At 39.2% G+C, this 22,383-nt stretch carries 23 protein-coding genes and 1 other annotated feature; of the genes, 15 read left to right on the top strand and 8 right to left on the bottom strand.

What is annotated here, in order from left to right; translation table 11 throughout:
* Window positions 1–133 precede the first annotated feature (133 nt).
* Together M5A78_RS23770 and M5A78_RS23765 are read right to left on the bottom strand one after the other, a co-directional pair.
* Window positions 134–706 carry a class I SAM-dependent methyltransferase gene (locus tag M5A78_RS23770; protein WP_248737749.1) on the bottom strand — a complete coding sequence of 191 codons (573 nt, stop codon included), beginning with the start codon at window positions 704–706 and terminating at the stop codon, window positions 134–136.
* Window positions 703–1,671, bottom strand: a complete 969-nt coding sequence (locus tag M5A78_RS23765; RefSeq protein ID WP_248737748.1) for a TIGR01212 family radical SAM protein — start codon at window positions 1,669–1,671, stop codon at window positions 703–705. Before M5A78_RS23765 ends, M5A78_RS23770 begins: the two co-directional genes overlap by 4 nt.
* Window positions 1,672–1,882: 211 nt before the next feature.
* Here M5A78_RS23765 and M5A78_RS23760 point away from each other — a divergent pair, with 211 nt between their 5' ends.
* The 9 genes from M5A78_RS23760 to M5A78_RS23720 all read left to right on the top strand — a co-directional run bounded on the left by M5A78_RS23760 (window position 1,883) and on the right by M5A78_RS23720 (window position 10,921).
* Window positions 1,883–2,146: a YtzC family protein gene (locus M5A78_RS23760; RefSeq protein ID WP_248737747.1), complete on the top strand. Its 264-nt coding sequence runs from the start codon at window positions 1,883–1,885 to the stop codon at window positions 2,144–2,146.
* Window positions 2,147–2,162: 16 nt separating this feature from the next.
* The gene (locus M5A78_RS23755; protein WP_248737746.1) at window positions 2,163–2,330 is read left to right on the top strand and encodes a glycogen biosynthesis protein GlgD; all 168 of its coding nucleotides are present in this window, start codon (window positions 2,163–2,165) and stop codon (window positions 2,328–2,330) included.
* Between the two features lie 402 nt (window positions 2,331–2,732).
* Window positions 2,733–3,548 (top strand): hypothetical protein, encoded by an 816-nt coding sequence (locus M5A78_RS23750; RefSeq protein ID WP_248737745.1) that lies wholly within the window; start codon window positions 2,733–2,735, stop codon window positions 3,546–3,548.
* Between the two features lie 97 nt (window positions 3,549–3,645).
* A complete protein-coding gene (locus tag M5A78_RS23745; RefSeq protein ID WP_248737744.1) occupies window positions 3,646–4,158 on the top strand; it encodes a NapC/NirT family cytochrome c in 513 nt (170 codons plus the stop codon).
* A gap of 2 nt (window positions 4,159–4,160) precedes the next feature.
* On the top strand, window positions 4,161–5,612 hold the full coding sequence (locus M5A78_RS23740; protein WP_248737743.1) for an ammonia-forming cytochrome c nitrite reductase subunit c552: 1,452 nt from the start codon (window positions 4,161–4,163) through the stop codon (window positions 5,610–5,612).
* Between the two features lie 372 nt (window positions 5,613–5,984).
* Window positions 5,985–7,178 (top strand): MDR family MFS transporter, encoded by a 1,194-nt coding sequence (locus M5A78_RS23735; RefSeq protein WP_248737742.1) that lies wholly within the window; start codon window positions 5,985–5,987, stop codon window positions 7,176–7,178.
* A gap of 220 nt (window positions 7,179–7,398) precedes the next feature.
* Window positions 7,399–7,621: a binding site (T-box leader), on the top strand.
* 199 nt (window positions 7,622–7,820) lie between these two features.
* The gene (gene leuS / locus M5A78_RS23730) at window positions 7,821–10,238 is read left to right on the top strand and encodes a leucine--tRNA ligase (protein WP_248737741.1); all 2,418 of its coding nucleotides are present in this window, start codon (window positions 7,821–7,823) and stop codon (window positions 10,236–10,238) included.
* 54 nt (window positions 10,239–10,292) lie between these two features.
* Window positions 10,293–10,607, top strand: coding sequence for a rhodanese-like domain-containing protein (locus tag M5A78_RS23725; protein WP_248737740.1), 315 nt, complete (start codon window positions 10,293–10,295; stop codon window positions 10,605–10,607).
* 128 nt (window positions 10,608–10,735) lie between these two features.
* A complete protein-coding gene (locus M5A78_RS23720; RefSeq protein ID WP_248737739.1) occupies window positions 10,736–10,921 on the top strand; it encodes a sporulation protein Cse60 in 186 nt (61 codons plus the stop codon).
* Between the two features lie 3 nt (window positions 10,922–10,924).
* Here M5A78_RS23720 and M5A78_RS23715 read toward each other — a convergent pair whose 3' ends face one another.
* Window positions 10,925–12,196, bottom strand: a complete 1,272-nt coding sequence (locus tag M5A78_RS23715; RefSeq protein ID WP_248737738.1) for a BaiN/RdsA family NAD(P)/FAD-dependent oxidoreductase — start codon at window positions 12,194–12,196, stop codon at window positions 10,925–10,927.
* A 241-nt stretch (window positions 12,197–12,437) separates the two neighbouring features.
* On the opposite strand from M5A78_RS23715, the gene M5A78_RS23710 reads away from it, so the two are divergent.
* A complete protein-coding gene (locus M5A78_RS23710; RefSeq protein WP_248737737.1) occupies window positions 12,438–14,048 on the top strand; it encodes a putative polysaccharide biosynthesis protein in 1,611 nt (536 codons plus the stop codon).
* A gap of 29 nt (window positions 14,049–14,077) precedes the next feature.
* On the top strand, window positions 14,078–14,797 hold the full coding sequence (locus tag M5A78_RS23705; protein WP_248737736.1) for a pseudouridine synthase: 720 nt from the start codon (window positions 14,078–14,080) through the stop codon (window positions 14,795–14,797).
* 318 nt (window positions 14,798–15,115) lie between these two features.
* Here M5A78_RS23705 and M5A78_RS23700 read toward each other — a convergent pair whose 3' ends face one another.
* The 3 genes from M5A78_RS23700 to M5A78_RS23690 form a co-directional block, all read right to left on the bottom strand.
* Window positions 15,116–16,402, bottom strand: coding sequence for a polysaccharide deacetylase family protein (locus tag M5A78_RS23700; RefSeq protein ID WP_248737735.1), 1,287 nt, complete (start codon window positions 16,400–16,402; stop codon window positions 15,116–15,118).
* Window positions 16,403–16,534: 132 nt separating this feature from the next.
* The gene (locus tag M5A78_RS23695; RefSeq protein WP_248737734.1) at window positions 16,535–16,969 is read right to left on the bottom strand and encodes a Dps family protein; all 435 of its coding nucleotides are present in this window, start codon (window positions 16,967–16,969) and stop codon (window positions 16,535–16,537) included.
* 131 nt (window positions 16,970–17,100) lie between these two features.
* Window positions 17,101–18,393 (bottom strand): TolB family protein, encoded by a 1,293-nt coding sequence (locus tag M5A78_RS23690; RefSeq protein ID WP_248737733.1) that lies wholly within the window; start codon window positions 18,391–18,393, stop codon window positions 17,101–17,103.
* 230 nt (window positions 18,394–18,623) lie between these two features.
* Between M5A78_RS23690 and speD the strand changes: the two genes are divergently transcribed.
* A complete protein-coding gene (gene speD, locus M5A78_RS23685) occupies window positions 18,624–19,433 on the top strand; it encodes an adenosylmethionine decarboxylase (RefSeq protein ID WP_248737732.1) in 810 nt (269 codons plus the stop codon).
* 158 nt (window positions 19,434–19,591) lie between these two features.
* Here the strand turns inward: speD and M5A78_RS23680 are convergent, their stop codons facing one another.
* Window positions 19,592–20,338, bottom strand: coding sequence for an AAA family ATPase (locus tag M5A78_RS23680; RefSeq protein ID WP_248737731.1), 747 nt, complete (start codon window positions 20,336–20,338; stop codon window positions 19,592–19,594).
* Window positions 20,339–20,595: 257 nt separating this feature from the next.
* Between M5A78_RS23680 and M5A78_RS23675 the strand changes: the two genes are divergently transcribed.
* From M5A78_RS23675 to M5A78_RS23665, 3 genes are all read left to right on the top strand, one after another.
* A complete protein-coding gene (locus M5A78_RS23675; RefSeq protein ID WP_248737730.1) occupies window positions 20,596–21,036 on the top strand; it encodes a DUF2935 domain-containing protein in 441 nt (146 codons plus the stop codon).
* A gap of 318 nt (window positions 21,037–21,354) precedes the next feature.
* The gene (locus M5A78_RS23670) at window positions 21,355–21,780 is read left to right on the top strand and encodes an SRPBCC family protein (protein WP_248737729.1); all 426 of its coding nucleotides are present in this window, start codon (window positions 21,355–21,357) and stop codon (window positions 21,778–21,780) included.
* Window positions 21,781–22,122 carry an ArsR/SmtB family transcription factor gene (locus M5A78_RS23665; protein WP_248737728.1) on the top strand — a complete coding sequence of 114 codons (342 nt, stop codon included), beginning with the start codon at window positions 21,781–21,783 and terminating at the stop codon, window positions 22,120–22,122.
* 8 nt (window positions 22,123–22,130) lie between these two features.
* Here M5A78_RS23665 and M5A78_RS23660 read toward each other — a convergent pair.
* The coding region (locus tag M5A78_RS23660; protein WP_248737727.1) for a hypothetical protein at window positions 22,131–22,383 on the bottom strand (253 nt) is incomplete at its 5' end.

Genomic DNA, 22,383 nt, shown 5'->3' with positions numbered 1-22,383 from the left:
GTATACCTTTGAAATTGTTGTCCTTTTTTAGCCATAGAAAAATCCCCTCCAAGTATTAGTGTATCACCCACGCTATACACATGGGTTTTTTACACTGTCTACTTAAAGGGGATAATATCACGATGCCTGGTTTTTAGCGTTTTTCAATCGCAATAATAAAAGGAGGATAATTTTGCTGATTAATAAATTGATACTGCAGCACATGCGTTGTTTTTTGGTCAATATGTTGGCAATAGTTGAGCAATGAATCCCGTTCAACTGCCCCTTCTTCATGACCTTGATAAATCACAAGGACAATGATACCCTCGGGAGCCATAATTTCCAATAATTGCTCGATAGCAGAAATGGTTGTCTTTGGCCTAGTAACAATGGTTTTATCACTGCCAGGCAAGTATCCCAAGTTAAAAATTGCCCCTGTTATCCGACCATGATGAATAGGTGGAACCATTTGATAGAGGGATTCATGTCCTTTGTGGAAAATGGTTACCCGATCTGACAGACCGTGCTGTGTCAACCGCTCTTTGCTTGCCATAATCGCTTCTTCTTGCACATCAAAGCCATAAACTTTCCCGCTTTCACCTACAAGCCCCGCTAAAAAAACGGTATCATGTCCATTGCCAAGAGTTGCATCTACGACAACATCACCGGATTGAACCGCTTTTTTGAGTAAATTTTTCGCAAACGGAAGAATACGTTCCATTTTCATCGGTTCAAAGTCCGTGCACTCTCTTGATAAAATTTACCTTGCCAGCTGCCTCTTTTCTTCAATTCGGCATCAATGGCATTTAATACTTCCCACTTATTTACACTCCACATTGGTCCAACCATCAAGTCAATCGGTCCATCACCCGTAATGCGGTGTACAATCATTTCCGGTGGTAAACTTTCTAATTGGTCGCATACTAAGTTCACATAGTCCTGTTGTGAAAGAAATTCGAGCATACCTTTTTCATATTGCTTAACCATTGGCGTGCCTTTTAGCAGGTGAAGCAAGTGAATTTTAATTCCTTGGACGTCTAATTTAGCGACTTCACGGGCCGTTTCCATCATCATGTCATACGATTCAAGCGGCAGTCCATTAATAATATGGGAACAAACCCGAATTCCATGCTTTCTTAGTTTATTAACTCCGTCTTTATAACATTGAAAATCATGGGCACGATTGATAAGTAATGCGGTCCGTTCGTGGACAGTCTGAAGCCCGAGCTCAACCCATAAATAGGTTCGTTCATTTAATTCAGCTAAATACTCGACGACATCATCAGGCAGGCAATCTGGACGGGTTGCAATCGAAAGGCCTACCACACCTTTCTGCTTTAGGACAGTCTCAAATTTTTCACGTAGAACATCCACGGGTGCATGGGTATTGGTGAACGCTTGAAAATAGGCCATATATTTGCCATCTTTCCACTTTGTGTGCATTTTTTCTTTTATTTCATTGAATTGGGTTTCCAATGTTTCGACACGGTTACCGGCGAAATCACCTGAGCCGGCAGCACTGCAAAAAGTACAGCCGCCATGCGCGACCGTACCATCACGGTTCGGACAGTCAAATCCTCCATCAAGTGCTACTTTAAACACCTTATGGCCAAATTGCCCGCGGAGGTGGTAATTCCAGGTATGATACCGTTTATCATCCAAAGCATATGGAAAAGGTTTTGTCTGAAGCATGTCAGAAAACCTCCTTTTTTAAAAAAATAAAATTTACATAAGGTCAATTTTAACATGAAGCAAAAGCCTTATCAAAATGTAATTGTTTATTGCCATAATTTATCCCACTGTTTGTGTAATAGGAAAATGAATCGAGAACACAATAAGAAATGAAGCGGTGTGCTTCACGAAGATTTTTAAAGTGGTTGGGTGAACTGAAGGGGGTTCTTAAATGGCTACTCGTGAATCAATGGATAATCTGATGCAACAGTGTGAGGATGCTATTCGATATGCCGAGGAACAATACAAACAAAGCAGCCTCCAAGAACAATATAACGATGATAATTATACACAAGCATTACAAGCGCTCGAAGAAACTTATGGTGATATAGCAAAAATGGCTAATTTCGCCAATTCACAACAGCGTGAACAACTCCATAGAATGAGACTTCAGCTTCAACAGCTGCAGAACTCGATGATTTTAAAAGGGCATTAAGAGGAGGAGAAGCTTTTTGAAAAAACGATCAAAACAACAAAATCCAGAACAAAAAACTCGAAATGGAGTCAATAATCAAGATTTCGAACTAGGCCAGGATTTTGATTTGGTGAAACAAGCAAAAATAAAATATGAAAAATCAGGCGGCCAGCCAGTAAAATCTAAAATGCATCAAGAAAAGTGATAGTCATCTTAAAATTCGAAAGGATTCCTTAACAATTTTGTTGAGGGATCTTTTTTTTCTTTTTTTTTACACTTTTTTTATTATGCAAAAAATGGTCTCCTAAACGTGGAAAAACAACTAAGAACGCTTTCAATACCAATTTTTTAATAAAAACAACTTGAGAATAGAATAATATCCTCGTTCACAGTTTGGAAACAACTCCAATTTAGGATGTGATGTAGGTCACAGAATGGGGTTATTATTCATGGTTTAAATAAGGTATGGATTAGTAAACTCCTTTCCAGAACCTCCACTTTTTGTTAGGAGTACTAGTCCACCTAGCACTTTTTTTGAAACTTATGTGAACATGTTCACATTTTATCCACAAATTTGCTTAGCTAGTTTTTGAAAGGAAGTTTGGAAATGAAAAAGTACCTATTAATCGTTAGCTTCATCCTAGCCTTTATGTGTCCTTCGATTAGCTTTGCTGAAAATCAATCAATTTTAAGCATGGAAGAGCTAACAATTCAAGTTATGCCAGAGTTTGCCTATCATCCCAACGATCAAAATAAGGCGCATCCACCGCTATTGATTGGTTATCAAGGATCGATGGTAAATGACTCCGATCAGCCACAAAAAGGACAAATTGAAATTCCACTACCAATGAAAGAGAAGAACTTTCGTATTGGCTTTGTTAGCGATTACTCAAGTGATTTAAAGAAGGCCTATGAAATCGAATATGTTATCGACCATGAAAAAGGAACGATTTCCTGGACTACAAGCGAAGAGATTGCCCCGAAGGAACGATATAAATTTGTTATCGAATATTATACAGACAGCCTAAAGGTTAACAAGGAAAAGAAATCATTAACGTATCAGTTTAAAAGCTTTGCTGATATTGGACTCGTCAATATTACCTTTACACAACCGACTAAGGCAAAAAAAATGAAGCTCTCGCCGTCTCCAGAAGAAAAACAGAGCCATGGCGGGGCTAATGACACCTTCTCCTACCTTTACCAAGGAGTAAAAGCTGGTGAAGAAAAAAACTTCACCATTAACTATGATCGCCTTGAGAAAAAACCAACCACAGAACTCATGAGTGAAAAACATTCATCCGAAGTGACCCAAAAAGGGAATAAGACATCCAATAGTCTAGCTGTCGGGGCCTTTAGTGGGATTAGTGTCCTATCTATAGGTGCATTGAGCATTCTGATCCGAAATCGAAAGAAAAAGCAGTAAAGAAAAAGCGCTCTCAAGAGCGTGATCCATTTGGATTAAGGTGCCTTAAAGGTACTTTAATATATATATAGAGAGATAAAATATGGGAGGTGAAGAAATGTTCAAAAAGATTTTGAAGATGGACAAAAAGTTTTTAATTGTCTTAGCATTACTTATCGGGGTGTTTTTATCCTTTTCAACAGTCAAAACAATGGCCTATCTGGATTCACCTGGTTTCTGTCAAAACTGTCATACGATGAAATCCGTTTATGCGTCATTTGAGGATTCTACTCATTCCGATTTGCAGTGTAATGATTGTCATTTACCACACAAGAGTGAAGCAGGTAAGTTATTTTTTAAAGGCCGAGCAGGGATGACGCATATTTATTTCAACACATTTGGAACAAAAGATATTCCAGATGTAATCCAGGCGACAGACCGAACGAAAAGTATCATGAATGATAATTGTATCTCCTGCCACAAGAGTACGCTAAGCAATGTGTCGCATGATGCAAAGGATAGTTGTGTATCTTGCCACAAAACTGTACCACATGGGAAAGGCTTTAAAGACGATCACTATAATAAGCCACCTAAATCAGGAGAGTTATTAGAAAATAAGGGAGGATTTTAAGAATGGGAAGGTTCCGATATGGGGCATATCTTCTCCTGCTAGCTTTAGTGTTGATGATCACTGGTTGCGGCAATGATTCCGGTGACAAAACAGCTTCGGCAGCAGGCAAGAAGACAACAGGCCTCGCAGCAGATGAAATAAGCAATGAAGCGTTTAAGGATATTTTTCCGCTTCAATATAATAGCTACAAGAAAAATAATAAAATGGAAGAGACAAAATACAATGGTTCGGTGAAACGAAGCAAATTCGATGCCGATAAAGAGCCGTTACTGCCAATCCTCTTCAATGGCTATGGCTTTGCAACATACTATACTGAAGATCGTGGTCATACTTATGCATTAGAAGATATTCATAATCCTCCTCGGATTACCGATAAGTCTGTTGGTTCTTGTTACACATGTAAATCAACAGCTGTGCCAAAAATGATCGAAGAAATGGGAGACAGCTATTGGGGCGCCAATTTTAACAAGGAAATCTGGCCAAAGGGCGAAGCAATGGGCCACTCGCCAATCGGCTGCTCCGACTGCCATGATCCGAAAACAATGGATCTACGTGTAACACGCCCTAGTTTTTATAAAGCGTTAAAAGCAAAGGGTGTTGATGTTTCAAACCCTACGAAAAACGAAATGCGCACCTATGTTTGCGGCCAGTGCCATGATGAATACTACTTTGCTGCTAAAAATAGTGAAGTAACCTACCCATGGACTAAGGGCTTTAAGCCAGCAGAAATGTATGAATACTACAACACCATTGCAAAAGAGAATGGTTTTGAAAAAGACTGGATTAGTAATATTTCCGGAGCACCAATGTTAAAGGCACAGCACCCTGAATTTGAAACCCATTCATCAGGCACACATGGTAAAGCAAATGTATCTTGTGCAGATTGCCATATGCCATATGAACGTGTCGATGGAAAAAGAAAGATTACGTCCCACTGGTGGACTTCACCACTTAAAACGATGCAAACATCTTGTGGACAATGTCACGGGGATCGCGATTTAGACAAACTTAAAGACCGTGTATATGAAATTCAAGATTCAACTGTTAAGGGATTACATGATGCGCAAGATATTTCCACTTCAGCCCATTATTATGTGAACAAAATGATTACTTCTGGTGTGAGCCCAGAAAAAATCAAACAAGCACAGGAATCTGTGCGAAAAGGGCAATGGTTATGGGATATTATTGCAGCTGAAAACTCTTCAGGCTTCCATAATCCACAAGGATCAATGGATTCACTAAGGATGTCAATTGAGGAGTCAAGCAAAGCCATCCGCGTTGCAACAGAAGAGCTTGTGAAAAAAGGCGTCAATATGGATGAGCTTGACAAGGAAATTGATAAAGCGAAAAAAGCTGTTTTAGAAGAAAAAGTAGACGGGAAGAAAAAAGAATCTGCTATAAATAGCTATTTCCCTGGCCAAGCACCAGTTGTCCCGGCAGTACCAAAAAAATAAGCCCTTCCCAATAAATTCTTATTCGTCCCGCTAAGAAGGAATAGGAACAGTAAGGAAAGAGCCACAAAATACCGTTTAGAAAACACTGATTCTCTGAGGAGAACAGTGTTTTCTTGCTTTTATTGTGACAAATTTATGGAAAGGTGTCAATTTGCGAAATCCATTAGCCGGCTTCGTGGAATAATGAGGTGAGTTTGGCGGAATTAATCACGAAATCGGCGGAATTAAATGGAGAATCGGCGGAATCTTCACTCAAATCCGCAGAATCATTTCCCAATGATACATGGAAATACAAAAGGATTGCACACTAACATAAAAACGGCTAAAATTACCTAGTGACTCGAAATAACTTACAATAAAGGAGCGTTTTTCATGCCGCGTGCCTTATGGCTTTTAATCATCGGGATGGCAGTGAATGTAATTGGCTCTTCTTTTTTATGGCCTTTAAACACAATCTATATTCACGATCATTTAGGAAGGTCCTTGTCCGTTGCTGGGATTGTCCTAATGCTTAACTCAGGTGCAAATGTAATCGGGAATCTCTATGGCGGCCATTTATTTGATAAAATCGGTGGCTATAAATCTATCATACTGGGAATTTGTATTTCCCTTTTCGCTCTTGTCGGATTATCTATTTGGCATGACTGGCCAGAATATGTAGTTTTTCTAACCATTGTTGGTTTTGGCACAGGAATTATTTTTCCATCGATGTATGCAATGGCGGGTTCGGTGTGGAAAGAAGGTGGACGAAAATCCTTTAACGCCCTTTATGTGGCGCAAAACCTTGGGGTTGCAATAGGCGCGTCTCTTGGCGGGATCGTTGCAGATTACTCGTTTCAACTAATCTTTCTTGCCAACACCATCATGTATGTAATCTTCTTACTAATTGCTGTATTTGGATATAAGGGTATCTCGGTAGTGACCGTAAAGCATGAGCAGAATGAAAAAACAATGAAAGTTGTCAATAATAAGGTGAATTTGCAGGCTTTATTGATTATTTGTTCTGGCTATTTACTATGTTGGGTTGCTTATAGTCAATGGACAACAACCATTGCTTCTTATACACAAGAAATCAATATTTCACTAACTCAATACAGCTTATTGTGGACGGTAAATGGTGCCATCATCGTCCTCGGGCAGCCGCTTCTCAATGGTTTGCTAATGAAACTGTCAGCTTCACTTAAGCTGCAAATACTGATTGGAATCGGTATTTTTATTATTTCATTTTTGGTTGCCGGAAAAGCTAGTGCTTTTTCAGGCTTATTAATTGCTATGATCATCTTAACTATTGGTGAAATGTTCATCTGGCCGGCGGTTCCTACTGTTGCATTTGATTTAGCACCAAAGGGCCGCGAAGGATTTTATCAAGGAATCGTCAACAGCACCGCCACAGGTGGTAGAATGATTGGCCCTTTACTTGGTGGAATGCTGGTAGATTTATATAGTATGTCCGCGTTATTCACTGTATTAATTGGTCTGTTTCTGATTGCAATAGTAACCACAATATTATATGATCGTGGTTTAAAAGCTAAAATGGTGTCAGGCACCTGCCGTGGACAAATATAGTATTTGTCCGTGTGGAGTGGACTAAGGGGGATACTCCTTTGTCTTTTGTTTCTAATATAAGAATTTATAATATTGGACTTTGAGAAGGGTTCAGCGCAAGCGCGCTTGCTCTTTTCTTTTTGTTGTTTAAAAAAGCAGTATTTCGTCCATCCTGAATTTAGGCAATTGTTTGCTTGCATAGTGGTGAAAAATTTAATACAATAACCGTAATACTTTATATTGAAAAACAGTGATCAGGAGTAGTAGTGGTTCATACCCGAGCGTAGAGAGTTGACGGCTGGTGGAAGTCAACCGGGTATATCATGAACTCGCCTTTGAGTTGCAGACATGAACAAAAAGTAATGTTTGCCGTTTTCCGCGTTAAGGATGAATGAAGCGAGTGCATGCATGCACTAATGTGGGTGGTACCGCGGGAAGATACATACAATCCTCTCGTCCCTTTTTGGGATGAGGGGATTTTTTATTTTAAAATAAATAAGAAAAGCTTTAGAACTGCGAGCGCTGTCTAGCTCCAGCGCCTAGCCCCTCGAGGTCATAAGCCAATCGCTTCTGAAGGCAAAAAGCGCCTTCTGCCAGCGCTTGTCTTATGCTTGTCGGGGCTGAACAAGGCGCTTCCGCTTTTCTAATTAGGAGGAAACCAATATGAGTTTCGAACATCAGCATATCGAAAAAAAATGGCAAAAAAAATGGGAAACAGAAAAAACATTCAAAACAAGTGAAGAATATGATAAACGAAAATTCTACGCGTTAGATATGTTTCCATATCCGTCCGGGGCTGGTCTCCATGTTGGGCACCCAGAAGGCTATACAGCAACTGATATTCTTTCACGCTTAAAGAGGATGCAGGGATATAACGTGCTTCACCCGATGGGCTGGGATGCTTTTGGTTTACCGGCAGAACAATACGCATTAGATACCGGAAACGATCCAGCAGAATTTACAGCGAAAAATATTGATACTTTCCGAAGACAAATTAAAGCACTTGGCTTCTCCTATGATTGGGACCGAGAAGTCAACACAACAGATCCTGAATATTATAAATGGACCCAGTGGATATTCTTAAAGCTTTTTGAAAAAGGTCTTGCCTATATTGATGAAGTAGCCGTGAACTGGTGCCCAGCTTTAGGAACCGTATTGGCTAACGAAGAAGTCATTGACGGCAAGAGTGAACGTGGAGGTCATCCAGTAGAGCGTCGTCCAATGAAGCAATGGATGTTAAAAATCACGGCTTATGGTGACCGTTTACTTGAAGATTTAGAAGAGCTTGATTGGCCAGAGAGCTTGAAGGAAATGCAACGTAATTGGATTGGCCGCTCTGAAGGTGCCGAAGTAACCTTCCAAATCGATGGACACGCTGAAACATTCACTGTTTTCACTACACGCCCAGATACATTATTCGGTTCAACCTATGCGGTACTTGCGCCTGAGCATGATTTTGTTGACAAAATTACCACAGCTGACCAACGTGCAGCAGTTGATGCTTACCTGGATAAAGTAAAAACAAAGAGTGATCTAGAGCGCACAGACTTAGCAAAAGAGAAAACAGGCGTATTTACTGGTACGTATGCCATCAATCCTGCAAATGGCGAAAAAATGCCGATCTGGATTGCCGACTATGTATTGGTAAGCTACGGAACGGGTGCGATCATGGCGGTTCCTGCTCACGATGAACGTGACTATGAATTTGCCAAAGAATTTGGTTTATCAATTAAGCCTGTTGTTGCCGGCGGAGATGTTGAAAAAGAAGCATATACTGGCGATGGCGAACACATCAATTCAGCTTTCTTAGATGGTCTTAATAAAGAAGAGGCAATCCAGAAAATGATTGCTTGGTTGGAAGAACAAGGGATCGGAACAAAGAAAGTAACTTTCCGATTACGCGATTGGTTATTCAGCCGCCAGCGTTATTGGGGCGAACCGATTCCAATCATCCATTGGGAAGATGGCACGATGACTGCGGTTCCTGAAGATCAGCTGCCATTGACATTACCAAAAACAAAAGATATCAAACCGTCTGGAACGGGTGAATCACCGCTTGCTAATATTGCGGATTGGGTAAATGTCGTGGATCCGGAAACGGGTAAAAAAGGCCGCCGCGAAACCAATACGATGCCGCAGTGGGCGGGCAGCTGTTGGTACTATTTACGTTATATTGATCCCAAAAATTCTGAAGCCCTTGCTTCACAGGAAAAATTAAATCACTGGCTACCAGTTGATATTTACATTGGCGGTGCTGAGCATGCGGTGCTTCACTTGCTATATGCTCGCTTCTGGCATAAATTCTTATATGATATCGGTGTTGTTTCAACAAAAGAACCATTCCAAAAGCTATTTAACCAAGGAATGATTTTAGGTGAAGGCAATGAAAAGATGAGTAAGTCGAAAGGGAATGTTGTGAACCCAGATGATATCATTGACAGCCATGGGGCTGATACGCTTCGCTTATATGAAATGTTTATGGGTCCACTTGATGCCTCGATTGCTTGGTCGACAAACGGTTTGGACGGTTCCCGTCGCTTTCTAGATCGAATCTGGCGTTTATTGATCGAAGAGGATGGTTCATTAAGTCCAAAAATCCAGCCAAATAATGAAGCATCTAACTTGGAGAAGGTTTATCATCAAACCGTGAAAAAGGTAACCGAGGATTACGAGGGCTTAAGATTTAATACCGCAATTTCACAAATGATGGTATTCATTAATGAAGCCTATAAAGCAACAGTGCTTCCAAAAGTTTACGTGGAAGGATTTGTAAAATTGATTGCACCTATTTGTCCACATTTTGCAGAGGAACTTTGGGAAAAACTAGGACATAGCGGAACCATCTCTTACGAAGCATGGCCTGCATATGATGAAGCAAAGCTAGTGGATGAGGAAGTTGAAATTGTTATCCAAGTTAACGGTAAGGTTAAGACGAAGCTTATGGTGCCAACTGATGCGAGTAAAGAAGCATTAGAAGGAATCGCAATGGACGATGATTGTGTGAAGGAACATATCGAAGGAAAAACGATTCGAAAAGTTATTACGGTTCCGGGAAAACTTGTTAACATCGTAGCAAACTAATAAAATAGAACATCCTCCTCAACTGGGGGATGTTTTTCTAAAGGGATGATTGGGATGGAAGAAATTCAAATTATTACACCAGAAGAGTTACAAGAAAAGCTCAAGGTAGGGGAAAAACTTGAGCTTGTTGATGTTAGGGAAGATGAAGAGGTAGCATATGGTATGATACCGGGGGCAAAGCATATTCGCATGGGGGATATTCCTGCTAACCTCGATTATTTTGACAAGGATAAAGAATATATTTTTATCTGCCGCTCCAGTCACCGCAGTGAAAATGTATGTTATTACCTTCAAGAGCAGGGATATAAAGTCCGCAATATGATTGGCGGTATGATGAATTGGACTGGAGAGACAGAATACACAGAATAGCCGATTCCAATTAGGAATCGGTTTTTTCCTGCATATTTTCAAGGGGATACGGAACTTTTTAATAGAGTTTATTTTTAAAATTCAGAAAAGTGGTGAATAATGATAATAAAAAAGAGAGGGAGAGTTCAATGATCCAGGTAAAGTTGTTCGATCGCGAGCATGAGAAGGATTTGGAACGGGAAATGAATCGCTTTTTAAAAGGGATTGAGGAAAAGAGTCTGCTAGATATTAAATATAATGTGGCAGCGATGACAGAGGAAGAAGAGGAAGAACAGATTTATTGCTTTTCGGCAATGATTATCTATCGGGCCTGACGATCAGGCCCGATTTTTTGTAGCTAGGGAGGCATTTGTTCCAGCTAATCTCCCGGTCACAAGCGCGGAGGTGATATTATATCCCCCGGTATATCCATGAACATCAAGGATTTCACCGCAAAAGTATAAACCATTCATTAATTTTGAACCCATTGTTTGCGGTTCGATTTCTTTTACTGAGACTCCGCCGCCAGTCACGAATGCTTTTTCGAGAGGAAGTGTCCCATTCACTATAATCGGAAATTGCTTGCAGCTTTTGGAAAAACTACGAATTTTTTCATTAGAAATCGTGCTGCCCTGTTCAGAAGGATCAATCCCATTATGTTCTAATAGAAATAGCAGGTAACGTTCTGGCACTAAGCCTTTTAACGTATTTTTGATACTTTTCTTAGGCTCGCTTTTTACGAGCTTGATGATGTCTTGAAAAACTTCTTCTTCCTTTTTATCTGGTAAAGAATCAAGGCTCATCGTTACTTCTTTTATATTCCACTTCTTCATTGCTTTCACAACAAATTGACTACAGCGCAGTACCGCTGGGCCGCTAATGCCAAAATGAGTAAACAACATATCCATTCGATGTGAAATAATCGGCTTTCCTTTTGGATTCAACACGCTTAAATCAATATCGCGTAATGATAGGCCTTGCAGGATTTTATTTTTAATAAATGGTTCACTAGACGTGACAGGAACTTCAGTTGGAAACAATTCGGTAACCGTATGTCCGGCTTTTTTCGCCCAAGCATAGCCATCTCCAGTCGAGCCTGTATGGGGAACTGATTTGCCTCCGACAGCAATAACGATGGATTTAGCTGATATTTTTTGGCCATCTTTTAAAACCACGGCAGAAACATTCCCATTTTCATAAATGACATCAGCAACAGGACTATTTTTGAAGATTCTTACATGGAGCTTCTCTAATTGCTCTAAAAGAGCATCGACAACGGACTGAGCTTTATTAGAAACGGGAAACATACGTCCATGGTCTTCTTCTTTTAAAGCAATACCCAACTTTTCGAAAAACTTAATAATATCTTCATTACTGAAGATTGAAAAAGCACTATATAAAAATTTTCCGTTACCTGGCAAATGTTTGATAATTTCCTCAATAGGTAGCCGGTTGGTAACGTTGCAGCGGCCACCACCAGAAATGGCAAGTTTTCTGCCAAGCTTGTCTCCTTTATCAATTAACAGGACTCTAGCCCCTTTTTCTCCTGCGGCAATGGCTGCCATTAACCCTGATGGGCCGCCGCCAATGACGATTACATCATATTCCATATTTCCACCAACTTTATGTTCATTCGTTTTTATGGGTAACCTAATGGTATTAAAACCAATTACTTCATTATAACCATTTCACCATTAACTGAAAACAAAATGAATAGTCAACAATTTTTAATAAATTTGCATGGTTGTTAGTAGCATCATAGGGAAAAGAGTTGTAAACTACAATAGTGTGAAAAAAAAGTCGAATTTACTTGGTAAGGCGCCTGCGCTTTTCTAAATAGGAAGGGATTTTATGCAATCAAAGCTTTTGAGAGGTACGTTTATTTTAACTTTTGGAACCATATTATCAAAGGTTATCGGCTTAATTTATGTTATACCGTTTTATCAAATTGTAGGGAAACACGGGACGCAGCTTTATTCCTACTCGTACGTCCCCTATACGATTTTTATTAGTATTGCTACGGCAGGTGTACCGCTTGCTGTTTCAAAATTTATTTCAAAATATAATGCCCTTGAGGAATATGCTGTTGGTCGAAAACTATTTAAATCGGGAATAGTGGTCATGCTATTTACGGGGATTGTCGCATTCCTAGTCATGTATTTAGCGGCACCACTGTTGGCAGAAATGAGTAATCCCAGTAAAAAAGACATGGCTAGTGTTACCACTGTAATCAGGGCTGTTAGTTTTGCACTGATAATTGTTCCATTTATGAGCCTAATCAGGGGTTATTTTCAAGGGCATCAATCAATGGGTCCCTCTGCTGTTTCACAGGTCGTGGAACAAATTGTTCGCATTGTTTTCACTCTTAGCGGTGCCTATGTTGTTTTGAAATTTTTAAATGGAACGATTGTTTCAGCGGTTAGTGTCGCTACGTTTGCTGCCTTTATTGGTGCCATCGGCGGCTTGTTCGTTTTATTTTGGTATTGGTATAAAAGAAAACCTTATCTTGATGAACTTTTGAAACACGATAAAGGAACAATCGATATCTCGCTAAAGGAAATCTATAAAGAAATTTTTATTTACGCAGCACCATTCGTTTTTGTTGGGATAGCCAATCCATTATTTCAATTTATTGACCAATTTACCCTTACCAGAGCTTTGATGGAAATGGGTATGAAAGAGAAGGTGGCAGAAGTCGCTTTTGGGATATTGAATTTCGAGTCACATAAAATCGTCATTATTCCGGTTTCACTCGCAACGGCGTTCTCTTTAACTCTAGTGCCAAGTATTACCAAGGCATTTGTTGAGAATGATCGCAAAAGCATGAACCGGCAATTAAACCAGACATTTCAGGTCCTATTGTATCTAACTTTACCAGCAGCGATCGGGTTGTCTTTATTGGCCGAACCTGTTTATACGGCGTTCTATGAGCATGATGTACTTGGAACACAGGTATTAGGTGCCTATGCACCGGTTGCCATTTTATTTTCTCTTTACGCGGTTACAGCTGCAATTCTACAGGGAATCAACGAACAGCGTTTTACCATCTTAAGCTTACTAGTTGGTTTATTAATAAAACTTGCCCTAAATATCCCACTTATAAAAATGTTCGAAACAAGAGGGGCAGTATTAGCGACAGCACTTGGCTACATGGCAGCTATTATCATTAATTTGATTGTAATTAAAACCTTCTCCCGTTACCAATTCCGTCTTGTTTGGAGACGAAGCTTATTAATTGTAATCTTTGCTGGTCTGATGTGGGCAGGGACAGAGATTGTTTATAAATTATTGTTGCTATTTCTTTCACCAGCATCGAAGCCTCAATCTGTTATTTTAATCCTATTAAGTGCTGGAGTAGGTGCCGTTATCTATTTTTACCTAGGATTGAAATCAGGTTTAATTGACCGATTATTTGGCGATCGGGTTGTTCGCCTTAAGCAAAAATTGCGGTTGCACACTTAAAAATCTTCTTAAACTGAGGGGGATTACTATTGAGAATTGATAAAATGCTAGCTAATCTCGGCTACGGCAGCCGTAAGGAAGTCAAACAATTGCTAAAAGCCGGTGCTGTTAAAGTAGATGATCTCGTTGTGAAGGATGCTAAGCAGCAGGTGGATACGAACATTCAAACTGTTACTTTGAACGGTGAAGTGATTGAATACAAAGAATTTATCTATCTGATGATGAATAAGCCGCAAGGGGTATTGTCGGCAACAGAAGATAACGCCTGTGAGACCGTCATCGATTTATTGGAGATGGAGGACCAAGTGTACGAGCCATTTCCTGTCGGACGGTTGGACAAGGATACAGAAGGATTGCTGCTCATCACCAATGACGGCCAATTGGCTCATCGCTTGCTTTCTCCTAAAAAGCATGTGCCGAAGACGTATTTTGCTGTGATAGATGGGGAAGTGACAGAAGCAGATGTTGGTGCATTTGCTAGCGGTGTAATCCTTGATGACGGTTACGAAACAAAGCCAGGTGAATTAATAATTTTAAAATCAGGAATTCGTTCCGATATTAAACTGACCATTACCGAAGGGAAATTTCATCAAGTGAAAAGAATGTTCGAAGCCGTTGGAAAAAGGGTTGTTTACTTAAAAAGGATTTCAATGGGGCCTTTACCGTTGGATGAGACACTGGAACTTGGTGAATACCGAGAATTAACGGACGAAGAAGTTCAGTTATTGAGAGATTATCAAGTGAAATAGAGAATTTTTGTGAAAAAGCAGCTAAGAATGGCTTCTTTTTCATTGTTTTCAAGCACTTTTCCTGCTCGGCTCCTTGAAATAGTCTTCCTATCAACGAATCTACATTTCCTAAGGTAAAGGCCTAAATTTTTAAAAATTTGAATTAAAACAGCAAAATAATAAAAAGGATGATTGTATTGAAATTAGCTTATCCTATGTTCCTGAAAATCTAGCAGCACGCAACTTCTATCTATCGTTAGGATTTGTTGATCAAGGGGAAAACCTCTCAAATGAAAATGTTCTCCATTAACAGGACGCTTGCGCTTTTCTTACAATAGGTTATTGATAAGCTTTTATATTCAACAAATCCTGCAAGTCGACAATTTCAAAGTTTCTTTTTTGCAATTCTTCGATTAACAGCGGTAATGCTTTTTTGGTCTCACTCTTATCGGAATCGGAGTGCATTAAGATAATATCACCGTTTCGAACATTGGCGATTACATTGCTAATAATATTTTTTGAATCCTTTTGGGACCAATCCAGTGTATCAATCGACCATAGGACAATGGAATATCCTTCTTGCTTAGAAATCTCCGCCACTTGTACGTTTGTATCTCCATATGGTGTCCGAAGGATGGCAGGCTCTTTTCCGATAACTGACTTTATGGCTTTTCCGGCCCTATCAATTTCTTCTCGAATAGCTGCATTTCCTAATTTCGTTAATTCCACATGGTTGTAGCTATGGCTCAAGACTAAGTTTCCTTGATCAAATGCCTCCTTAACCACATTAGGGTGTTCCTTTACTCTGCTTCCTAAAAAGAAGAAATTCCCCTTCACATGATGGTTAGCTAAAATATCAATGATTGCTGGGGTGATGATCTCATCTGGACCATCATCGAATGTTAAGGCAACCTTCCTTTTATCAGGGCCATTAATATATACATTTTCCTGACTTTTAGAAAAAAGAACGATATCCTTCCGCCATTTTTGCATCGATGTCCAAGCTTGCTCAGTTAGTTGATTAGATTTTCCTTTAATATCGAGAATATAATCATTGTTAGCCTCTGCTCTTTTTGTGTTAAAAACAGAAATATGGTCAATGACATTGCTGCTTTTTGGAATGATGATTTTAAACTGAAGCTCCGGGCCTAATTCATAAACATAAATATGTTCATTATTATTGTCCTTTACTTCCGACGGCTGTCCGAATGATTTTACCAACATTTTGTCAGATATTTCTTTAAGGTCTTTAGAATAGGAACGGACGTCGAAAATCTCGCCCGCCTTGTTATAGCCTAGAACGATATTCTTTTTATTATAGGTAGCATAGGAGCCATAACCTGCCAGGTCGACCTTGTCAGGTTCTCCCCATTCTGATTTCGCCTTTTCTATAGTGCTACCTAACGCATTAAATGGACAATCTTTAACCGTTCCTTTCTTAGCCCAAGCCATTATTTCATTAAGTAGTATAGAAGAGGAGGTGTTTACTTCCTTAGGAGCTAATGCAGTTTGCTTTGGCTTTACGTTATTGTTTTGGTGTGGTGTTTGCGACACACAGGCAGTTAATATGGTGGAAAAAGAGAAAACAATCATTAATAATGCTTTTGGTAACTTCTTCAGATTCATTCCCTCCTTAAATTCTTTGTAATCTTATCTTGCTTTAATATTAACAAATCTGCTGCTATTCTTTTGTATTTTTTTAGTTAAAAAAAACAGACAAAAGCAGTGGGCTTTGTCTGTTTAGAATTAGTATTTTTATTATGCTTGCAAGAAGGATTTTAGCATCCAGTTATGTTTATTAAGCTTGCCAATTAGGGCAAGAAACATATCACTAGTAACCTCGTCATGGTTTTGTTCAGCCACTTCCATGCCAGCTTTTAATTCATCGATAATTAAAGAATAGTCGTTTACGATGACCTGAACCATTTCCTCAGCTGATAAAGCTTCAGTTGTTTCTTCTATTGTTGCAAATTGAAGGTATTCCTTTAGGGTGGAAATTGGGTTTCCAGCGCTGGCTAGAAGTTGTTCTGCTAATTCATCCATAGAAGTTGCTGCATCCTCATATAACTCTTCAAATTTTGCATGAAGGGTAAAGAATTGCGGACCTTTTACATACCAGTGAAAACGATGCAATTTTGTGTATAATATGTTCCAGTTAGCGATTTGTTGATTGATAACTTGTTCAATTGTCATTTAACATTCCTCCAAATTTCTCATCTGAGTTAATTATAACATATATTAAATTAAAGTAAATATTAAATTATAATAATTATAATTTATATAAAAAAATACTAAGGTGCATTAAACTAGTTAGAGTTTGATAGTTAAACAATAGTGAAGCTAAGGGACTCTGATGGCCTCTTCACGATTTCAAAAAAATCATAACCACCAACGTTTTTTATCCAAACCTTGGGATTTTCCCCTTTTTGACCGGCAATCCACAAATCCCTTTGCGTTTCAGCCAAGTCCTTTTTCCGCAGCCACGTTAATTTATTGGCTGAGGGAAGATAAATTGGGTCATAATCACCATAGTCCTTTGGCGGGTGGGTAATTTGCATTTGTGCATGATCGCCAATTTTTATCAAAAATAATGAAGGATCAGGCCGCTGCTTCTCGTTATTCGACCATTCGCTTTCTTTGACCCTAGAAACAACAAGTGAATGATCATTCTTCCAAGCAAAGCCTAATTCAGCAAACTTTGGTGGTGTAAGACTGATTGATTTAAAGGCAGGCATCTCGGTAACTTTCAAATCTTTATTTTTAAAACCAAAGACAATTCTGCCGCCGCCGGCAATATATCCAATACGATTTTCCTGAAACGCCCATTTTGGTGAGAACTTACCAATAATTTCGTCTAACGCTTCGAAGTTTTGCCCATCAGAAGAAATCACACAGACCATATTGCTATCCATTGACCACGAAGCCGTTGGACTAACCACAAAAGAAATCCACTTTCCGTCAGGAGAAAATTGAAAATTAGATGCATCGATCGCCAGCAGGCTGATGTTCCCTTTCTTCAATTCACTAGGAATGGTATAAAGCTGCTTCACATTTTTGGTCAGACTGGTGATTTTAGCTAAATCCTTTTCCAATCCGATTTTAAAAAGAACTGGATTCGTCCATCCATCGGGTCTTAGGGAAGCACCTGAGGCCGTAATGAAGGAACGGCCATCCGGGTACCAGCTATAATCTCCTACACCTAAGGCAATATTATAAAAGTGTTCAAGGTTTGAGACATTTAGGACACCGCCACTTTTAAAAGCAAGGATATTCTCGACCGGTGACCACTTGGGATTAGTTCCATCTATTGTAATTCTCTTGTGCTTTTTCGTTTCCAGATTATATACCCATATTTCAGTCTGAGACTCTATATATGGACTTAGTTTCTTTTTAGCTTCAACCTGATAAGCTATCCATTTCCCATCGTGTGACCATTGGGGAGGATTAGTATAGGTGGACTTTTCTGTCGTGATTTTTTCTTCCTTATTATTAATTTTTGTCCATAGGAAACCATCCCTAACAAATGCAACCTTTACACCTTCAGTTACGGGTTCTGCATTTGCTATGTTTGGCAGCAATAATAGAAAAACAACTAATAGACAAAACTGTTTTTTCATCCTTTCACCTCATTTAGAAGACCTTCAATTATTTTCCTCAAGAAAGTGCGAAATATAATGAAAAATAAAAAACAAAGGATATAAGTTTTAATCCTATGCTCCGTTCTGAATAAACGGCAATTTTGGATATTATTTCAAAACACGGTATTCTTTTTGAAATAATAAGTAACCTGGCATAACAATGGGTACTATAAAACTAAAAAAATGGATGAAATGAAAGGGGAATTATCATGAAACTTACTCACGAGGAGGCAATTGAATTACATGGCTTTAATAACCTGACGAAATCGTTAAGTTTTAATATGTATGATATATGTTTTACGAGAACGAGGGGAGAGCGAGAAGCCTATTTGAAATATATTGATGAACAATATAGTGCTGATAGACTGCAAAAAATTTTAAGGCATGTATCAGATATCATTGGTGCTCATGTTTTAAATGTTGCTAGTCAGGATTTTGAGCCGGCGGGGGCGAGCGTGACGTTGTTAGTATCTGAAGGACCAGTTGCCAATGCTCCATCAGAATCATTTGAAGAATCCCCAGGACCGCTTCCCGAATCGGTAGTAATGCAGTTGGATAAGAGTCATATTACCGTTCATACATACCCGGAATTTCATCCGGATGAAGGAATCAGTACTTTTAGAGCAGATATTGATGTCTCAACCTGCGGAGAAATTTCGCCGCTTAAGGCGCTTCATTATTTAATCCGCTCGTTTGAGACCGATGTGATGACGATTGATTACCGCGTTCGCGGTTTTACAAGGGATAAAACGGGGCACAAGCTATTTATTGATCACGAAATAAACTCGATTCAGAATTACATCCCTGAAGATGTCGGTGAATTATTCGATATGATTGACGTCAATGTCTATCAGGAACATATTTTCCACACAAAATGCAAGCTTCGGGAATTTGATCTAAATAACTATTTATTTGGCTATACAAAAGATAAGTTAACTCCGGAAGAACATATTGAGATCACAGAGAGATTAAAGCTTGAGATGGATGAAATCTTTTATGGAAAAAATATTGTTCAATAAAAGGGCGCAGGACTTGCGCTCTTTTTGGCTAATAGGAAAGTATAAATTTTCAAAAGACCAAATTGGTTAGTTTCTTTCCTATGTCGCATAAGGGCAACTACGCCTCTGTCTTCGCCTAAAGGCTCGCCAGTCGGCGAGTTTTCTTTATGTCGATATCATTATCCATTTAACAAATGATGCAGAATTCTATCTTTATCATCAAAAAATTGTTTCATAATCCAATAATGGTTCGTTTCTTCAAGTGTGCTTTCTTTTATTCCTTCTTCCGTAAATTCAAAGATTTTCGCATCTGGATAGGCCATAATAATGGGCGAATGGGTAGCGATAACGAATTGGGAATTCTCGTTCACTAGGTCATGAATCCTCGTCAACATCGACATCTGCCTAAGTGGCGAGAGGGCGGCTTCAGGTTCATCTAAAATGTATATACCATTTCCCCCAAACCGATGAAGAAATGTGGCAAAGAAGGCCTCACCATGTGACTGCTCATGAAGGGAAACTCCGCCAAATGAATCAATTACTCGACGGCCCCTAACTTCACGATCCATTTCCTCAATGTTAGACGCGACATTATAAAAGCTTTCCGCCCGCAGAAAAAATCCATCTTTCGGTTTTTCTATTCCTTTGATTAATTTAAGGTAATCGGTAAGTGCTGAATGTGAATCAAAGGTAGAAAAATTGAAATTAATTGATCCGCCTTCTGGGTTAAACCCTAATGAAACCGCAATCGCTTCAAGCAAGGTGGATTTACCCATCCCATTTTCACCGATGAGAAACGTTACATTAGGATGAAAAGATAGTTCGTCTAACGTCTTCAAACTGGGCAGGTTAAAGGGATATTTTTTAAAAGAAGGGACTTCAGCTCTTTTAAATTGGACACTTCTTATATATTGACTGTTAAACATAAAAACTACCTCTTCATTTTTCTGATTTATGTAATTGTACCATTTTTTTCCGTTTTATTTAAAGCATACCATTAAGTAAAAATAATGAGAAAGTTTCTTCTGAGGAGCTAATTGCTGTTGTCATGGGTATAAACACCATAGAGAAACGAAGAAGAAGTAACGCTGCTACCAATGGTGGTGCGGGAAGTTAATAGATAAAAGCATATTTCTAAAGCTCATCCCATACATTGAAATGAAAAGATGATGGGGGGATGTCTATGCAATTTTATTATGGTCAGCAGATGCCGTTAAGAATTTTAGATGAAGCGGAATTCTGGAAGCATCAGGAAGAAGAACATACGGTGGTTATTAGAGAGCTGGTCACGGGACTGGAGCCCGAATTTGTCGATGCCTTGAAAAAGTGGGAACAAGCTCTTGGAGAAACGCATCAGCAGGTTGTCCGTTTCATTGAATCTGTCATCCGCTCTGGTTCTCAAGTATCAGACCAATTACATCAACAAGTGCTTCAGCTTGTTTCGTATTGCCTGGAGCAGAGTGAAGCGTTTATTCAGCTTTGTGAACAAATTAAAACACATAGTGTAGCTGTAAGTAGTAATCCTACGGCCAAAGTAGTTTTGAACCATATTATTCGGGAATCAGAGTACTTTATTGGAATTGCCCAAGCACTGTTATATAGCGATCAAGGAAGCAGTCAATAGATTTGATATAGGAGGAGCGCCCAAAAACGAATTATTATATTTAAACTGGCGAAAAATAAACATTTTAGTCGACGAATGAAGTGAAGCTCTGCTCAAACCGCTTCTATTTTGTTAGGCCGGTTCTCTAAATGTATTATCACAGCATATAAATTTTGAATGAAAATGGTAGTTTACGGTGACTTTACAAAATGTAAAGCACCGTTTTATTTTTAAAAAGAAATACTTGACGTGAAACCAAATGGTGTTATATTATTTTTAATGTGAAACCAAATGGTTTCGTATTAGAAAAAATTTTTGACGATTTTAGGAGGCATTTCAATGGGAAATGAGACACAAGCAACATTAAAGGATATAAAGTACACGGTTGTTTACAATGCGCCTATTGCTAAAGTATGGGACGCGGTTGCTACAGCAGAAGGAATAGCTGCCTGGTTTATGCCAAATGATTTTAAACCAGTAGAAGGTCATGAATTTCATATAAATGCGGGCCAATTTGGGATGTCTCCATGTAAAGTTACACATATCGATCCTCCTAATAGCCTTTCATTTAATTGGGGAAAAGATTGGACACTTTCATTTGAATTAAATGAACTGGATGGAAAAACAGAATTTACCCTTATTCATGGCGGTTGGGATGCAAATAAAGTTACAGAGTTTGGTGCTCCACATACCCCAATTCGTGACAACATGAATCAGGGATGGGCAGGTCTTGTGAAAAAATTGCAAGGCTATGTTGAGGCTTAAATGGTTGCTTCTTCAGCAAAGCATGATGTCTTTCAAGCTATCGCCGATCCGACAAGGCGAAAGCTGTTGAAACTTCTTAGCCATGACGAGATGCCTGTTACCGCTATTAGTAGCCACTTCCCCACGAGCCGTACTGCTGTATCCAAGCATTTACGCATTTTAGCAGATGCCGGATTAGTTAAAGAGCGAAAAGTCGGCAGGGAAACAAGGTACAAGCTTGAGCCTGAACCACTAAATGAATTAAAAGATTGGCTCCAATTTTTTGAATTATATTGGCAGAATAAGCTGACTGCACTGAAACTTTTTGTGGAGTCGGATGTCGAAGATCCAAGCCAAAAATAAGCAACACCTTAACTTTGATAAGAGATAGTTACCTGAGCCAGGCTAGTCGCCTGGCTTTTTGCCTGCTTGGGAGGGTGGTCTGGAAGCGCATTGACGGGTAAAAAGCGGAAAGTGACGGGTAAATCGGAAAAACGGACGGGTAATGGACTTCTGTCAATAAAATAGACTTTTTTCTGCCAAGTAGTGGCGTATTTTTTTCTTCCGCGCTTCATTCCCATTTCGCTTGGAGGCCTCGTACCTAAAGGAACAATTAAAAAAACA

This window comes from Neobacillus rhizosphaerae (assembly GCF_937468385.1).
Taxonomy (GTDB): Bacteria; Bacillota; Bacilli; order Bacillales; family Cytobacillaceae; genus Neobacillus; species Neobacillus rhizosphaerae.
Note: the sequence above shows the minus strand (reverse complement) of the source record. Positions and strands in the feature narration are given on the sequence as shown.

Excerpts from the sequence above, each read along its gene's own strand:
- M5A78_RS23770 (WP_248737749.1), bottom strand. The coding sequence starts at position 706 with ATGAAAATGGAACGTATTCTTCCGTTTGCGAAAAATTTACTCAAAAAA.
- M5A78_RS23765 (WP_248737748.1), bottom strand. The coding sequence starts at position 1,671 with ATGCTTCAGACAAAACCTTTTCCATATGCTTTGGATGATAAACGGTAT.
- M5A78_RS23760 (WP_248737747.1), top strand. The coding sequence starts at position 1,883 with ATGGCTACTCGTGAATCAATGGATAATCTGATGCAACAGTGTGAGGAT.
- M5A78_RS23750 (WP_248737745.1), top strand. The coding sequence starts at position 2,733 with ATGAAAAAGTACCTATTAATCGTTAGCTTCATCCTAGCCTTTATGTGT.
- M5A78_RS23745 (WP_248737744.1), top strand. The coding sequence starts at position 3,646 with ATGTTCAAAAAGATTTTGAAGATGGACAAAAAGTTTTTAATTGTCTTA.
- M5A78_RS23740 (WP_248737743.1), top strand. The coding sequence starts at position 4,161 with ATGGGAAGGTTCCGATATGGGGCATATCTTCTCCTGCTAGCTTTAGTG.
- M5A78_RS23735 (WP_248737742.1), top strand. The coding sequence starts at position 5,985 with ATGCCGCGTGCCTTATGGCTTTTAATCATCGGGATGGCAGTGAATGTA.
- leuS (WP_248737741.1), top strand. The coding sequence starts at position 7,821 with ATGAGTTTCGAACATCAGCATATCGAAAAAAAATGGCAAAAAAAATGG.
- M5A78_RS23725 (WP_248737740.1), top strand. The coding sequence starts at position 10,293 with ATGGAAGAAATTCAAATTATTACACCAGAAGAGTTACAAGAAAAGCTC.
- M5A78_RS23720 (WP_248737739.1), top strand. The coding sequence starts at position 10,736 with ATGATCCAGGTAAAGTTGTTCGATCGCGAGCATGAGAAGGATTTGGAA.
- M5A78_RS23715 (WP_248737738.1), bottom strand. The coding sequence starts at position 12,196 with ATGGAATATGATGTAATCGTCATTGGCGGCGGCCCATCAGGGTTAATG.
- M5A78_RS23710 (WP_248737737.1), top strand. The coding sequence starts at position 12,438 with ATGCAATCAAAGCTTTTGAGAGGTACGTTTATTTTAACTTTTGGAACC.
- M5A78_RS23700 (WP_248737735.1), bottom strand. The coding sequence starts at position 16,402 with ATGAATCTGAAGAAGTTACCAAAAGCATTATTAATGATTGTTTTCTCT.
- M5A78_RS23695 (WP_248737734.1), bottom strand. The coding sequence starts at position 16,969 with ATGACAATTGAACAAGTTATCAATCAACAAATCGCTAACTGGAACATA.
- M5A78_RS23690 (WP_248737733.1), bottom strand. The coding sequence starts at position 18,393 with ATGAAAAAACAGTTTTGTCTATTAGTTGTTTTTCTATTATTGCTGCCA.
- speD (WP_248737732.1), top strand. The coding sequence starts at position 18,624 with ATGAAACTTACTCACGAGGAGGCAATTGAATTACATGGCTTTAATAAC.
- M5A78_RS23680 (WP_248737731.1), bottom strand. The coding sequence starts at position 20,338 with ATGTTTAACAGTCAATATATAAGAAGTGTCCAATTTAAAAGAGCTGAA.
- M5A78_RS23675 (WP_248737730.1), top strand. The coding sequence starts at position 20,596 with ATGCAATTTTATTATGGTCAGCAGATGCCGTTAAGAATTTTAGATGAA.
- M5A78_RS23670 (WP_248737729.1), top strand. The coding sequence starts at position 21,355 with ATGGGAAATGAGACACAAGCAACATTAAAGGATATAAAGTACACGGTT.
- M5A78_RS23665 (WP_248737728.1), top strand. The coding sequence starts at position 21,781 with ATGGTTGCTTCTTCAGCAAAGCATGATGTCTTTCAAGCTATCGCCGAT.